Below are 15,591 nucleotides of genomic sequence, written 5' to 3'. Positions count from 1 at the left end.
ACAGTGAGTAAAATTGAAGTGATAATGGAGAAAATATCAATTTATTAGGAATAATCCCTAGTTTTGCGGGTAAAACATTAAATTTTTTTACTTATCAGCCTCGGCATGACATGGGTGGTTTGACCACCCATGTTGAGGCGAATTCCAGCGATCATCATCAATTTTTGTCAGGATCGATTGAAGGATCGGCGGTAATGATATTTTCGGGTTCGGGGATCTCATCCATCCAGGCAAACAGGAGTCGATAAGATACAGCCAGTACGACCGGACCAATGAACAAACCAATCATGCCAAAGGCCAGTAATCCGCCAATAACGCCGCACAGAATTAACAGCAGCGGAAGGTCGGCCCCTAAGCGAATTAACATCGGACGGATGAAGTTATCAATGGTACCGACTACGCAACTCACAATCAGCAGTACCGTCCCCCAGGTGGTATCCCCGCTCCAGTAAAGCCAGATAACCGCGGGGATCAATATGGGAAGCGGCCCCAACTGCACCAGACAGAACAGAAACATCAATACCGTCAGCAAGGTGGTATAGGGTATGCCGGAAATGAACAGACCGAAACCGCCCAGCAGCGACTGAACAATGGCGGTGACCACCACGCCCAGCGCCACGGCCCGGATGGACTGCGCCGCCAGAATGACCGCGGTATCCCCTCGTTCCTGTCCGAGACGGATAGCGAAGTGGCGCACCGCTTTGGCGACGGACTCTCCTTTGTAGTAAAGCAGCGCGCTGAATACCAGCATCAGGGCGCAGTGCATCAGAAAGCGGCCAACGTGCGCGGCCTGCGCCACCAGCCAGGTTGCGGTTTTGCCGGCATAAGGCTGAACTTTGGAAAAAAGGCCGCTGCCGCCGCTCTGCAACAGGGTTTGCCAGCTATTGAACAATTTGTCGCCAACCAGCGGAATGGACGTAAGCCACTCCAGTTTCGGCGGTGAGAAATTTTCCTGACTGGAGCCCCAGGCCATTAATGCCGAACTATTATCGATCGCGCTGCTGACCAGTAGGGCAATCGGCAATACGAACAACAGAATCAACAGTAACGTCATGGCGATAACGGCCAGAGAACGTCGGCCCCACAGTAGATGCTGAAGTTTAATTAACAGCGGCCAGGTGGCAATAACCACCATACAAGCCCAGGCAAGCCCCAGAATAAAAGGCTGTACAACCCAAAAGCAGGCAATGATCATAATGATGATAAACAGCAGGCTAAATAATGTCCTTGCCGCGTCGAAATGCTGTTGTCGATATTTTCTTATCAATGAATAGTACCTCTATAAATAGACGTAATGTCTGAAATCGACGCCGCTTTTGCAAGGCGATGAAAGCGACGACAATTTATCATGGGATATTTCCGGGCTTTTTGACAGCCTGTTGAACATTTTGTTGGTGAAACGGCGGAAACCCAACATGGTGTATGCTTTTACCGATCAAGCTGCGCATACTTCGTTGAAATGTGATATATCCTTCATCCTTCAAGTTGCAGGCACGTTGGCGACCTTCACTCGTTTTGCTCGTTTGTACCGTTGCCGCCATCCCATATCCTGGGAGCGATAAGGGTAAAAACGCGACAGGTCTGCCGAATGACGTTCGGTTAGCAGATTGAACGTCGACGCCTCGCAGACACTAATGACATAATTGGCAAACACTTTTTGTACAGACAGGGTCAAAAAATAATGATCCCACAGATCACTCAGTCACCCGGACTTGTTCAGTCGGTGCTTAATTTTTTGGAAGCGTTGAAACAAAATGGATTTACAGGCGATATGGCGACAGACTACGCCGATCGCCTGACGATGGCGACAGATAACAGTATCTATCAACTCTTACCCGATGCCGTTGTTTTCCCCCGTTCTACCGCTGATGTGGCCATTCTGGCCCGTTTGGCTGGCGAAACGCGTTTTCTCGGACTGACATTCACCCCTCGCGGTGGCGGGACCGGCACGAATGGTCAGGCGTTGAACCACGGCATTGTGGTGGATATGTCGCGCTACATGAACCGAATTCTGGAAATTAACCCTGAACAAGGGTGGGTTCGGGTCGAAGCGGGCGTGATCAAAGATCAGCTTAATCAATATCTCAAACCCTTCGGCTATTTCTTCGCGCCGGAGCTTTCTACCAGCAACCGCGCCACGCTGGGCGGCATGGTTAATACCGATGCATCGGGACAGGGATCGCTGGTTTACGGTAAAACCTCCGATCACGTTCTGGGGCTGCGTGCGTTGCTGTTGGGCGGCGATATACTGGATACCCAGGCGATGCCGGTGGAACTGGCCGAGCAGTTGGCTCAGGAAGCCTCACCTGTCGGGCGTATTTACCACACGGTGTTGCATCGCTGCCGTGAACAGCGACAGCTGATCCTCGATAAATTTCCTAAACTGAACCGTTTTCTGACCGGGTACGATTTGCGCCACGTCTTCAGTGATGATTTGAAAACGTTTGATCTGACGCGAATTCTGACCGGGGCTGAAGGCACGCTGGCATTTATTACCGAAGCGAAACTCGATATTACACCGATACCGAAGGTGCGGCGGCTGGTCAATATCAAATACGATTCCTTCAACTCAGCGTTGCGCAATGCGCCGTTCATGGTGGAGGCAAAAGCGCTGTCAGTCGAAACCGTCGATTCAAAAGTGTTGAATCTGGCGCGTGAAGATATTGTCTGGCACTCCGTCAGCGAACTGATCGCCGATGTTCCGGATCAGGAGATGCTGGGGCTGAATATTGTTGAATTTGCGGGTGATGATGAAGCGTTGATCAACGGACAGGTGGAAACGCTGTGTAAACGCCTTGATGAATTGCTGGCCGCGGGGGAAGCCGGGGTGATCGGCTATCAGACCTGTAACGATTTGGTGGGTATTGAGCGTATTTATGGTATGCGCAAGAAAGCGGTGGGGCTGCTGGGCAACAGCAAAGGGCTGGCGAAACCTATTCCCTTTGCCGAAGATACCTGCGTACCGCCGCAGCATCTGGCCGACTATATCGAAGAATTTCGTCAGCTTCTGGACAGCCATAACCTGACCTACGGTATGTTTGGCCATGTGGACGCCGGGGTCCTGCATGTCCGACCGGCGCTGGATATGTGCGATCCGCAGCAGGAAATGCTGATGAAGCAGCTTTCCGATCGAATTGTCGCCCTGACGGCCAAATACGGTGGTTTGCTGTGGGGGGAACACGGTAAAGGATTCCGCGCCGAATACAGCCCTGAATTTTTTGGTGCGGAATTGTATGCTGAATTGCGTCGTATCAAGTCTGCATTCGATCCTGATAATCGCCTCAATCCTGGAAAAATCTGTGCTCCGCTGGATGTTGATGCGCCGATGATGAAAGTCGATGCGGTCAAGCGCGGAACTTACGATCGGACCATCCCGCTGGCGGTGCGGACCTCATTCCGTGGCGCGATGGAGTGTAATGGCAACGGACTCTGCTTCAATTTTGATGCCCGAAGCCCGATGTGTCCTTCCATGAAGATTACGGGGAACCGTATTCATTCGCCGAAAGGGCGGGCGACGCTGGTGCGTGAATGGCTGCGATTGCTGGCCGATCAGGGGGTTGATCCGCTGGCGCTGGAAAAAACACTGCCTCAACAGAGGCTCAGCCTGCGAACATTCATTCAGAAAACCCGGAACACCTGGCAGGCGCGTCAGGGCGATTATGATTTCTCCCACGAGGTGAAAGAGGCCATGTCAGGCTGTCTGGCCTGTAAAGCCTGTTCGACACAGTGTCCGATTAAAATTGATGTTCCCAGCTTCCGTTCCCGTTTTCTGCAACTGTATCACACCCGCTATTTACGCCCGGTACGCGATTATCTGGTCGCCGGTGTTGAAAGTTATGCGCCCCTGATGGCGCGCAGTCCCAAAACATTCAATTTCTTTCTCAAAATGCCGTGGGTTAATACCTTAAGCCGTCGGCAGATTGGCATGGTGGATTTGCCGTTGCTTTCCTCGCCGTCGCTGCGTCAGCAATTTGCGGGCCACGGTGCGATACGAACCACGCTGGAGCAACTGGAGACCTTGTCCGATACAGAACGGCAGCAATATGTGCTGATCGTGCAGGACCCGTTCACCAGTTACTACGATGCGCAGGTGGTGGCCGATTTTGTGCGTCTGGTGGAAAAACTGAAATTGAAGCCAGTGCTGCTGCCGTTCTCGCCAAATGGTAAAGCGCAGCACATAAAGGGGTTCCTGCAACGCTTTGCGAAAACCGCGGCTAAAACGTCAGATTTCCTTAACCGGGCGGCAAAGCTTGGTATACCCATGGTGGGCGTCGATCCTGCGCTGGTACTCTGCTATCGCGATGAATATCGCGAAATCCTGGGTGATAAGCGCGGCGATTTCCAGGTAAAACTGGTGCATGAATGGTTGATCAGCGCGTTGACGGACAGCGCGCCGCAGACCGCGGCAGGTGAATCCTGGTATCTGTTTGGTCACTGTACGGAAACGACGGCGTTGCCTGCCAGTACCCAACAGTGGTCTGATATTTTCTCGCGGTTTGGCGCGAAACTGGAAAATGTCAGCGTAGGCTGCTGCGGTATGGCGGGCACCTATGGTCATGAAAGCAAAAATCTGGTGAACTCTCAGGGAATTTATTCGCTATCCTGGCAGCAGGCATTGCAGAAATTGCCGCAGAAACGCTGTCTGACGACGGGATATTCCTGCCGTAGTCAGGTCAAACGGATGGAGGGTAGCGGGTTACGCCACCCATTACAGGCCTTGCTGGAGATTATTTAATGCAGTGGAAGCGAAAGGTCACCCTTGAGCAACTGAATGAGCAGAGTCAGGGATGCATGATAGACTATCTGGGGATTCGCTATACCCGGATTGCCGACGATCATCTTGAAGCGGTTATGCCCGTCGATCCCCGAACCCGGCAGCCGTTGGGGTTATTGCACGGCGGGGCGTCTGTCGTTTTGGCTGAATCGCTGGGGTCTGTTGCCGGTTATCTCTGTACCGAAGGGACGCAGACCGTTGTCGGGATGGAAATCAATGCCAATCACCTGCGTTCGGTACGCGATGGCGAAGTGCGCGGCGTGTGCCGTGCGCTGCATATCGGACGACGCAATCAGGTATGGCAGATTGATATTTTTGATAGCCAGAACCGACTGTGCTGTACCTCTCGTCTGACTACGGCGGTTATCTAGCGATATAACGCCAGGCTGACGCCGTTTGTGCATACTACGACAGCGTCAGCAACGCGGGATTTTCGAATTCCGCGCGCTTTCAGGGCAGGAAAGGCACCCGCTTGACGAAATCGGTCTGGAAAGCCGTTGCTTTATCCCAGGAACCCTGCATGCTTAGTTGATGGCAAATCAACTTGAGCGTGTTACGCGCGAAATAGTAACTCTGTACCCGGAAGAGGTGGCAGCGCTTTTCGTTATTTATCTCTTTAATCAGCCGGTTATGCAATTTTACCAAGGCATGCAAATAGCTGTCGTCATCCCCATTCCGCAGACACAAATCGACCATATCCATACAGGCGTTGTGATAGCGCCGCAGATGATCAATATTGCTTTCCGGGCGATTCAGACGCGCCTCAGCCATATAGAAATCGACGGTGGCATCCCGGATTTGAAATTTATATTCGTCGATCTGATGCTGTAGCCAGGCATTCATCGAAAGCATGGTTATCAATCCTGAATATTAAATGATAATCATTATCATATTTATAAAAATAGTCGGGATCAATGGGGAAAATGTGCTTTTCCATTCAAAATGTACAAGCGGTGAGATGAAATCTTCATTTACTTTTCCTGTTTTATAAATAGGCATTCGCTATGAATGTTATACTAATGATAATGAATTGATGATTTTCTTGCGCGGCGAGAAGGGGCGTCAAGAAGATTTAATACTGATTTATCATGGTGTTAAACCTATGTGCGGGGTGTTTTTTTCGCCTTGTAATCATGATGAACGAGCCTCGTCGCCGTCATCAAAAAACAAATGTTACGAATAGCCCTGCGAAACAAGAGGTTGAAGCAAGTTTCATTATCACTAACATTAGAGGAAACCAGCCTGAAACTGGTACGACACGTCATGAGGTATTCGTTATGCAAACGGAAAGTGTAGGGACCTTTTCACTGGATGAAAACGTCTGGAAAGGATTGACACTGACAGATAGCGCCGTGGGACAAATCAAGCATTTGATACAGCAGGATGCTGCGGTGAAAGGTTTACGGCTTGGCGTTAAACAATCCGGCTGCGCTGGGTTTGGTTATGTGTTGGATCTGGTTCGTGAATCCGAAACGGATGACTTACTGTTCGAACGCGACGGCGCAAAGCTGTATGTGCCGCTAAAAGCGATGCCTTTTATTGATGGCACCGAACTCGATTTTGTCCGTGAGGGACTGAATCAGGTGTTTAAGTTTAATAATCCCAACGCTCAGCATGCCTGTGGATGTGGCGAGAGCTTCGGCATTTAAGTGATGACAAATTATGGCACGTAGCACAGTAGATGTACCTGATGATGTCCAGATCTGGATGGGTGATGGACGCTATAAAGAAGGCTTTTTTACCGAGCTGGCAACCGATCAATTGGCGCGCGGCATCAATGAGGATGTCGTGCGGGCCATTTCAGCAAAACGCAATGAACCTGAATGGATGCTGGAATTCCGCCTGAATGCCTACCGGGCGTGGTTGGAAATGGAAGAGCCGCATTGGCTGAAAGCGCATTACGATAAGCTCGACTACCAGGACTATAGCTATTATTCCGCACCGTCCTGCGGCAATTGCGATGACAATTGCGACTCGCAGCCGGGCGCGACCCAGCAATCCAGCATTGCGGAAGTGAATAACTACCTGACCAGTGAAGTCGAGAATGCTTTCAATCAGCTCGGCGTCCCGGTGCGTGAAGGAAAAGCGGTGGCGGTTGACGCCATTTTCGACTCCGTCTCCGTCGCCACCACCTACCGACATGAGCTGGCGGAGCAGGGCATTATTTTCTGTTCATTCAGCGAAGCCATTCAGGAGCACCCTGATTTGGTGCGCCAGTATCTCGGTACGGTCGTGCCCTCGAATGACAACTTCTTTGCTGCGCTGAATGCGGCGGTCGCGTCTGATGGTACGTTTGTCTATGTACCGAAAGGCGTGCGTTGTCCGATGGAGTTATCCACCTATTTCCGCATTAACGCGGCTAAAACCGGCCAGTTTGAGCGCACGATCCTGATTGCGGATGATGACAGCTACGTCAGTTATATTGAGGGTTGTTCCGCGCCGGTACGTGACACCTATCAGCTGCATGCGGCGGTAGTTGAAGTCATCATCAATAAAAACGCGGAAGTAAAATATTCCACGGTGCAGAACTGGTTCTCCGGTAAAGACGCCGAAGGCGGCATTCTGAACTTTGTCACCAAACGCGCGCTGTGCGCGGGCGAATATTCTAAAATGTCCTGGACGCAATCGGAAACCGGCTCGGCCATTACCTGGAAATACCCAAGCGTCGTGCTACGCGGCGACAACTCGGTCGGCGAATTTTTCTCTGTTGCACTGACCAATGGTCGTCAACAAGCCGATACCGGGACCAAAATGATTCATATCGGTAAAAACACCCGCTCAACCATTATCTCCAAAGGGATTTCCGCCGGACACAGTGAGAACACCTATCGCGGTCTGGTGAAGATCATGCCGAGCGCCACCAACGCGCGTAACTTTACGCAGTGTGACTCGATGTTGATTGGTAGCGACTGCGGCGCGCACACGTTCCCGTATGTGGAAGCGCGCAATAACACGGCGCAACTGGAGCATGAGGCGACAACCTCGAAGATTGGCGACGATCAACTGTTCTACTGCCTGCAACGCGGCATCAGTGAAGATGATGCGATCTCCATGATCGTTAACGGATTCTGTAAAGATGTCTTCTCTGAACTACCGCTGGAATTTGCGGTAGAGGCGCAGAAGTTACTGGCGATTAGTCTGGAACACAGCGTAGGTTGATTGGCGATTACCGGGATTTTTATTGATAGAAAATCATCGGTTACAAAAATGATGAGCGTCGCAAGATATCCGACGCCTGGAAGGATAGAGCATGTTAAGCATTGAAAATTTAAAAGTCAGCGTAGAAGGCAAAGAGATTATTAAGGGGCTGAATCTCACGGTTAAGCCGGGAGAAGTCCATGCGATCATGGGGCCGAATGGCTCAGGGAAAAGTACGCTCTCCGCTACGCTGGCCGGACGTGAAGAATATGAAGTCACCGACGGCGCCGTCAGCTTCAAAGGCAAGGATTTACTGGAACTGGATCCTGAAGACCGCGCGGGTGAGGGCATCTTTATGGCATTTCAGTATCCGGTGGAGATCCCCGGCGTCAGTAATCAGTTCTTTTTGCAAACGGCCGTGAATGCCGTGCGCAAATACCGTGAACAGGAACCGCTGGATCGCTTTGATTTTGCCGATTTTATCGAAGATAAAATCAAACTGTTGAAAATGCCGGAAGATTTGCTGACCCGTTCCGTCAACGTCGGCTTTTCCGGCGGCGAGAAAAAGCGGAATGATATTCTGCAAATGGCGGCGCTTGAGCCGGATTTGTGCATTCTTGATGAAACCGACTCCGGTCTGGACATCGATGCGTTGAAAATTGTCGCCAACGGGGTGAATGCCCTGCGTAACGAACAGCGTTCTTTTATTATCGTCACGCACTACCAGCGTATTCTTGATTACATCAAACCAGACCATGTACACGTTCTTTCTCAGGGACGCATTGTGAAATCTGGCGATTTTTCTCTGGTGAAACAGTTGGAGGAGCAAGGCTATGGCTGGCTTACCGACCAACAATAAAACGAGCGCCAAAGCAGGCATCGAGCAAAAGCAGGAAAAAGCCCTGCAACAGTGGCACAGCCTGTTTGACCGCGCGAATACTCAGCGTTCATCGGATGCGTACCAACATTGGCAGGAAGTGCTGCGTCTGGGATTGCCGCACCGTAAGCACGAGCATTGGAAATATACCCCGCTGGACGGACTGTTGGCGCACGAATTCGTTGCGCCGCAGGTATCGTCCGTCGCGCAGGATACGCTGGATGCGCTGGCGTTGCCCATTGATGCCTGGCGTCTGGTCTTTATTGATGGCGTATTCAATGCGTCGCTCAGCGACACGCAGTGGGGACCCTATCAGGTGGATATCAAGGTCGCTCGTGCGCACGGTGAATTTCCTCCGGCAGTTCAGCCGGAAGTGTTCCTGCATCTGACGGAAAGTCTGGCCGCGCAAAGCACATTGATTCGTCTGGCCGCTAATCAACAGGCTGAAAAACCCTTGTACTTACTGCATATCAGCAGCAGCCAGGGCGCGGCGTTGAATACCGTCCATCATCGCCATCACTTGCAGGTTGAACGCGGCGCCAGCGCGCAGATCATTGAGCATTACGTCAGTCTGGACCAGTACGCGCACTTTACTGGCGCCCGCCTGACGGTCAGTGCGGGAGAAAACAGCCGCGTCAGCCACTATAAACTGGCTTTCGAAGCCGCGGCCAGCTACCACTTTTCGCATAACGATCTGGTGCTGTCGCGTGACGCGCAGGTTCGTAGCCACAGTTTCCTGCTGGGCGCGGGGTTGACCCGTAATAACACCAGCGCGCAACTGAATGGCGAAGGAACCAATTTGGTCATCAACAGCCTTATTCTGCCTATCGGCAGCGAGGTGTGCGATACCCGGACTTATCTGGAACATAATCAGGGATTCGGTGAAAGTCGGCAGTTGCATAAAACCATCGTTAACGACCGCGCTAAAGCGGTGTTCAACGGTATGATCAAAGTGGCACCTCATGCTCTGAAAACCGATGGACAGATGACGAACAACAATCTGTTGTTGGGGCGATTGGCTGAAGTCGATACCAAACCGCAGCTCGAAATCTATGCGGATGATGTTAAGTGCAGCCACGGCGCGACGATAGGACGCATGGACGAAGAACAGCTGTTTTATCTGCGTTCACGCGGCATCACGCAGCAGGACGCGCAACAGATGATTATTTTTGCCTTTGCCGCAGAATTGACGGAAGCGATTGAAGATGAGTCGCTGCGAAGTGTGATATTGAAACGCATCGCACTGCGTTTGCCTAACGCATTGGCTGAGTCGGAAAAGGCGGCGTTATGAATTATCCCATCGAACAAGTTCGTGCTGACTTTCCTTTATTGACGAGAGAAGTCAACGGACAACAATTGGCCTATCTGGACAGCGCCGCGAGCGCGCAAAAGCCGCAGGCGGTCATTGCGCGGGAAATGGCCTTCTATCAGCATGAGTATGCCGCTGTACATCGCGGTATTCATACGTTGAGCGCGCAGGCCACCACGGCGATGGAAGCGGTGCGTGAGCAGGTTGCGACCTTTATCAATGCGGCCTCGGCAGAAGAGATCGTCTTTGTGCGGGGAACCACGGAAGCCATTAATCTGGTGGCCAACAGTTACGGGCATACGTTCCTGCAAGCGGGCGATAATCTGATCATTACGGAGATGGAACATCACGCCAATATTGTTCCCTGGCAAATGCTGGCTGAAGCGCGAGGTGTGGAAATTCGCGTTATTCCGTTGGCAGCGGATGGAACGCTGGATCTGTCGCATCTGCCCGAATTGCTTGATGAACGGACCCGCTTGTTGGCGGTAACGCACATCTCCAACGTACTTGGCACATTAAATCCGGTCAAAGAGATCATTGCTCAGGCGAAAGCCGCAGGGGCGGTCGTTCTGGTGGATGGCGCCCAGTCGATTATGCATCAGCCGATCGATGTACAGGATCTGGATTGTGATTTCTTTGTTTTTTCGGGACATAAGATTTACGGTCCTTCCGGTATCGGCGTGTTGTATGGCAAACAGGCGCTGTTGGCGTCAATGCCGCCGTGGGAAGGCGGAGGCGCGATGATCCGTCAGGTGAGCCTGCATACCGGAACCACCTATGCGGATGTGCCGTGGCGCTTTGAGGCCGGTTCTCCCAATACTGCCGGGATCATGGGGCTGGGCGCGGCGCTGAGCTATGTAACCGCGTTGGGGCGTGATGCCATTGCGCGCTATGAATCTTCCCTGATGCGCTATGCGTTGGAAGCGTTGGCTCAGGTACCGGATTTAACGCTGTACGGCCCGGCAGAACGGCATGGAGTCATTGCGTTCAATCTGGGGCAACACCATGCCTACGATGTGGGCAGTTTCCTCGATCAGTATGGAATTGCGATCCGCACCGGCCACCACTGCGCGATGCCATTGATGGAACACTATGCCGTTTCCAGTATGTGCCGCGCCTCGCTTGCCGTTTATACTACTCGCGAAGAAATCGACCGGCTGGTCGCCGGGTTGCAACGTATCCATCGATTGCTGGGCAACTGAGCCTCGCGCCACGTTGCCTGGGGAGGAAAAAATGGCAAGTCTGCCGGATCCGCAGAAATTAGTACGTAATTTTTCGCGCTGTCATAACTGGGAAGAGAAGTATCTTTATATTATTGAGCTGGGGGCGCGGCTTGAACCGCTGCCGGAAGTCTGGCGTCGGGCCGAAAATCTGATTTCCGGCTGCCAGAGTCAGGTCTGGATTGTGATGCAACGTGACGAGCAGGGCCGGATAACCCTGCACGGCGACAGTGATGCCGCCATCGTGAAGGGATTGATTGCCGTGGTGTTTAGTCTTTATCAAGGGTTGACCGCACAAGATATCGTTAAGCTGGATGTTCGCCCTTTCTTTGAGGAGCTGGCGCTGAATCAACATTTAACGCCATCTCGTTCGCAGGGGTTGGAAGCGATGCTGCGGGCGATTCGCGCGCGCGCCGCGCTGCATATTCAGTAAATTCAATATCCGGCAGCAAAAATGTACCGGCAGCGTGAAGAATAACAGGGATAAATAACATTATCCCAATCGGTTCATTTCGTAAGAAAGCGCCAGCGTATCAAGTCTGGCGCTTTTTGCTTTTCATCAAGGCGTTACGCGCTGATATTTCAGAATGAGTCCATAGATTTATCAGGACATGGATTTTATTCTACGACTGCTTTTTGTAAAGAATTGCATATCAATGCGTTGATTTTTAAATAAAATATAATTTTATTTCGATAATGCTACTATAACAGGATACTGGTTGCAGGAAATAGGACCAGGCATCGTTGATTAACCGACCACTTGGGCCTTGATGTAGGAATTTAGTATGAAACGCGCATTTACTTTACTTGGTATGGTCTTGGCGACATATCTGGCAGGCAGTAGCGTTGCCAGTGCGACGGAGTATCCATTACCACCGCCTGATAGCCGTCTTATCGGTGAGAATATCGCTTATACCGTTCCGGACGATGGGCGTCCGCTGGAAGCTATTGCTGCTGACTTCAAGATTGGACTGTTGGGGATGTTGGAGGCGAACCCGGGCACCGATCCCTATCTGCCGAAAGCGGGTTCCACGCTGACGATCCCTACCCAAATGTTGCTGCCTGATACGCCGCGCGAAGGGATTGTCGTCAACCTCGCAGAGCTGCGTCTGTACTATTATCCCAAAGGCAAAAACACCGTGATTGTTTATCCTATCGGCATCGGTCAACTGGGACGTAACACGCCATTGATGACCACCACCATCCGTGAGAAGCGAGAAAACCCGACCTGGACGCCGACAGCCAATATTCGTAAACACTATCTTGAAGAGCAGGGGATCACGCTGCCCGCAGTGGTACCGGCCGGGCCGGATAATCCGATGGGATTGCATGCCTTACGTCTGGCGGCGCATGGCGGCGTTTACCTGTTGCATGGCACCAATGCCAATTTCGGTATCGGCATGCGCGTCAGCTCAGGGTGTATCCGCTTGCGGCCTGAGGATATCCAGGCGTTGTTCGATGACGTGCCTGTCGGAACCCGCGTACAGATCGTTAACGACGCCATCAAGACCTCGGTTGAGCCAGACGGTAAACGTTATGTGGAAGTGCACCAGCCGTTGTCTAAAACCGATAAAGATGATCCGCAAACCATGCCGATCAACATTAATGCCAAAAACAAGAAATTTATTGATGCGGATGATACCGATGCCAGGGCCGTCGCTGATGCTATCGTGCGTCGTTCAGGGATGCCGATTCTGGTGAACGTGGGACAAGACATCAATACTTACGAGGAAGCGCCGGTGCAATTCGCCGCAGATGACGCTGAAACGCATCAGGCGGCCCCCATTACCGCAATCAGTGCATCGGCTCAATAATATGAGTCAACCGCGCTGGCTCTGCGTTCAGTCCATCTGCGCGGGGGAATGGCAGAATGTGACGGCGGCGTCCTGCTGACGAAAAGGGGAACGCGGAATACCGCGCTCCCCTGTGAAAAGAAGGCAAAAAAAATGGCGCACAATGTGCGCCATTTTCACTACTTAACCAGTTCGATTACTTTTTGTAAGTACGAACTTGGTTGTCAAGACGCTGGTTAGCACGAGCTGCATCGTCTTTAGCAGCCTGTACGTCAGAGCGGATTGCGTTCACGTCGTTGCTCAGTTGATCAACTTTAGCGTTCAGAGTCTGAACGTCAGAAGACAGTTGGTCAATTTTAGCATTGCTGGAGCAACCTGCCAGCAGAGTAGAACCCAGAATTACCGCGCCCAGTACCAGTTTAGTACGATTCATTATTAATACCCTCTAGATTGAGTTAATCTCCATGTAGCGTTACAAGTATTACACAAACTTTTTTCTAATGAGAATAAATTTTTGATGAGAACATGCTTAATTTTGATCGTTCGCTCAAAGAAGCAGCGGGTTTTACAGAATCATTAAAAAAGTAAGGAAAACAGCATTATTTTTATCGGACAAGTCTGAGGTTTTGGCAATTAGAATTATGTGTTAACCAGAGGCGTTAATTTGGTTGCCAATGCGTGTTTGATAACAACAAAATATAAAAAAGCGCCATTCAAGGCGCTTTTTTAATAAATGTGTAAGCCAGCCGGTTTTAGAGGCGGTGTACGGATGCCGTATTGGTGGTGCCGCTGGAAACCAGCGCGCCTGAAACCATCACAACAACATCACCTTCTTGCGCATAGCCGCTGTTTAACGCGGCTGCTTTACCGAGGCGATAGAAATCATCCGTAGAGGCGATTTCTTTGACCAGCAGCGTGTCGACGCCTTTGCTCAGCAACAGTTGACGAGCCGTGACTTCGTTGGTGGTCAGCGCCAGAATTCGTGCGTTCGGGAAGTACTTCCGGATAGATTTCGCGGATTTGCCGCCGCTGGTTGCTACAACGATCAACGGCGCATCCAGTTTCTCCGCGGTTTCTACCGCACCACGGCACACCGCTTCGGTAATACGCAGTTTGCCCGGGGACTTGATGGTATCCAGACGCGATTTCATCACGGTGTCGGTACGCTGGCAGATGGTTGCCATAATCGTCACCGATTCCAGCGGATATTTCCCTTTCGCGCTTTCACCAGACAGCATGACCGCGTCGGTGCCATCAATGATGGCGTTAGCGACGTCGCCCGCTTCGGCACGGGTTGGACGCGGGTTTTTGATCATGGAATCCAGCATTTGCGTCGCGGTGATAACGACTTTGCGCGCCAAATTGCATTTTTCGATCATCATTTTCTGCGCGAAAATGACTTCTTCAACCGGAATTTCGACGCCCAGATCGCCACGGGCGACCATGATGCCGTCAGAGGCTTCCAGAATTTCGTCGAAATTGTTCAGGCCTTCCTGGTTTTCGATTTTGGAAATGATCTGAATGTGCTCGCCGCCGTGCGCTTTCAGATGAGCCCGAATCTCTTCAACGTCAGAGCGTTTGCGGATGAAGGATGCCGCAACAAAATCGACGCCTTGTTCACAACCAAAAATCAGATCACGTTTGTCTTTTTCAGCCAAAGCGGGCAACTGGATGGAAACGCCTGGCAGGTTAACGCCTTTGTTTTCCCCCAGGTCGCCGTTGTTCAGGACTTTACAAACCACTTCATTGCCGCCGATCGCGGTAACTTGCATACCGATCAGACCATCATCAACCAGTACGGTGTTACCGACGCTCAGGTCTTCGGTGAAACCGGCATAAGTCACCGCAACGCGGTCTTTGTTACCAACGACGTTTTGATCGGTGGTGAACGTGAATGTCTGGCCGGCAGTCAGAGACACATCTGCGCCGTTTTCCAGCTTCATGGTACGGATTTCAGGGCCTTTGGTATCCAACAGGATCGCGGCTTGTTTACCGGTTTTCGCTATAACAGAACGCAGATTTTTGATGCGTTGACCGTGTTCGGCGTAATCCCCGTGAGAGAAGTTCAGGCGCATAACATTCATACCGGCAGTCAGCATGTTGGTCAGCATCTCTTCAGATTCTGTTTTTGGCCCGATGGTACAAACAATCTTTGTCTTTTTCATACGTTAGGTTCTACAAGTTGTGATGGATAAAAAAACGTGGGATCCGGCGGTGCGAGAGAAAACAACCTACGGAAAAAATGCGTTTGGGAACAATCTGGATGAAACCGGTTCTTAAAGGGATAAGTATAGATGATTACAGCGAACAGATGATAAAAGCGTAACCGATCGTCGCGTATTATTAGCGGGAAAAAGGTAGGCGATGCCATTGATAATAGTAGTGTTATTGATAGCGGCACGTTGGTTAGCTGAAACCATTCAATTGAAACGACGTTTCGTATTATAGTTATTAAGCCATGAGAAACAAGGTGGTAAAAT

At 51.3% G+C, this 15,591-nt stretch carries 13 protein-coding genes; 9 read left to right on the top strand and 4 right to left on the bottom strand.

Going from position 1 to position 15,591, the window contains the following annotated elements; all coding sequences use genetic code 11:
* Positions 1–157: 157 nt before the first annotated feature.
* Entirely contained in the window at positions 158–1,264 is a 1,107-nt protein-coding gene (gene ydiK / locus B4923_RS04350) for an AI-2E family transporter YdiK (RefSeq protein WP_425428589.1), read from the bottom strand.
* Positions 1,265–1,681: 417 nt separating this feature from the next.
* On the opposite strand from ydiK, the gene ydiJ reads away from it, so the two are divergent.
* Both ydiJ and menI read left to right on the top strand, forming a co-directional pair.
* Positions 1,682–4,735 carry a D-2-hydroxyglutarate dehydrogenase YdiJ gene (ydiJ, locus tag B4923_RS04340; RefSeq protein WP_109053149.1) on the top strand — a complete coding sequence of 1,018 codons (3,054 nt, stop codon included), beginning with the start codon at positions 1,682–1,684 and terminating at the stop codon, positions 4,733–4,735.
* Positions 4,735–5,145, top strand: a complete 411-nt coding sequence (gene menI, locus B4923_RS04335; RefSeq protein WP_109053148.1) for a 1,4-dihydroxy-2-naphthoyl-CoA hydrolase — start codon at positions 4,735–4,737, stop codon at positions 5,143–5,145. Before ydiJ ends, menI begins: the two co-directional genes overlap by 1 nt.
* A 79-nt stretch (positions 5,146–5,224) precedes the next feature.
* Here the strand turns inward: menI and B4923_RS04330 are convergent, their stop codons facing one another.
* On the bottom strand, positions 5,225–5,626 hold the full coding sequence (locus B4923_RS04330; protein ID WP_109053147.1) for a hypothetical protein: 402 nt from the start codon (positions 5,624–5,626) through the stop codon (positions 5,225–5,227).
* A gap of 425 nt (positions 5,627–6,051) precedes the next feature.
* On the opposite strand from B4923_RS04330, the gene sufA reads away from it, so the two are divergent.
* The 7 genes from sufA to B4923_RS04295 all read left to right on the top strand — a co-directional run bounded on the left by sufA (position 6,052) and on the right by B4923_RS04295 (position 13,132).
* Positions 6,052–6,423, top strand: coding sequence for a Fe-S cluster assembly scaffold SufA (gene sufA / locus B4923_RS04325; protein ID WP_109053146.1), 372 nt, complete (start codon positions 6,052–6,054; stop codon positions 6,421–6,423).
* Positions 6,424–6,436: 13 nt separating this feature from the next.
* On the top strand, positions 6,437–7,933 hold the full coding sequence (gene sufB, locus B4923_RS04320; protein WP_109053145.1) for a Fe-S cluster assembly protein SufB: 1,497 nt from the start codon (positions 6,437–6,439) through the stop codon (positions 7,931–7,933).
* 91 nt (positions 7,934–8,024) lie between these two features.
* Complete coding sequence (sufC, locus tag B4923_RS04315) at positions 8,025–8,771, top strand: Fe-S cluster assembly ATPase SufC (RefSeq protein WP_109053144.1); 747 nt, start codon at positions 8,025–8,027, stop codon at positions 8,769–8,771.
* Positions 8,746–10,080, top strand: coding sequence for a Fe-S cluster assembly protein SufD (gene sufD, locus B4923_RS04310; RefSeq protein WP_109053143.1), 1,335 nt, complete (start codon positions 8,746–8,748; stop codon positions 10,078–10,080). Before sufC ends, sufD begins: the two co-directional genes overlap by 26 nt.
* Positions 10,077–11,300, top strand: coding sequence for a cysteine desulfurase SufS (gene sufS, locus B4923_RS04305; protein ID WP_109053142.1), 1,224 nt, complete (start codon positions 10,077–10,079; stop codon positions 11,298–11,300). Before sufD ends, sufS begins: the two co-directional genes overlap by 4 nt.
* A 31-nt stretch (positions 11,301–11,331) precedes the next feature.
* Positions 11,332–11,751, top strand: coding sequence for a cysteine desulfuration protein SufE (gene sufE, locus B4923_RS04300; protein WP_109053141.1), 420 nt, complete (start codon positions 11,332–11,334; stop codon positions 11,749–11,751).
* A 352-nt stretch (positions 11,752–12,103) separates the two neighbouring features.
* Positions 12,104–13,132 carry a L,D-transpeptidase family protein gene (locus tag B4923_RS04295; RefSeq protein ID WP_109053140.1) on the top strand — a complete coding sequence of 343 codons (1,029 nt, stop codon included), beginning with the start codon at positions 12,104–12,106 and terminating at the stop codon, positions 13,130–13,132.
* Between the two features lie 175 nt (positions 13,133–13,307).
* On the opposite strand, the gene B4923_RS04290 is transcribed toward B4923_RS04295, so the two are convergent.
* Positions 13,308–13,544: a major outer membrane lipoprotein gene (locus tag B4923_RS04290; protein ID WP_005970385.1), complete on the bottom strand. Its 237-nt coding sequence runs from the start codon at positions 13,542–13,544 to the stop codon at positions 13,308–13,310.
* Between the two features lie 319 nt (positions 13,545–13,863).
* Positions 13,864–15,276, bottom strand: a complete 1,413-nt coding sequence (pykF, locus tag B4923_RS04285) for a pyruvate kinase PykF (protein WP_109053139.1) — start codon at positions 15,274–15,276, stop codon at positions 13,864–13,866.
* Between the last annotated feature and the right edge of the window lie 315 nt (positions 15,277–15,591).

Origin of the sequence: Brenneria roseae subsp. americana (assembly GCF_003115815.1) — a bacterium.
GTDB classification, from domain to species: domain Bacteria; phylum Pseudomonadota; class Gammaproteobacteria; order Enterobacterales; family Enterobacteriaceae; genus Brenneria; species Brenneria roseae.
This window is presented reverse-complemented; position numbering and strand designations above follow the sequence as displayed.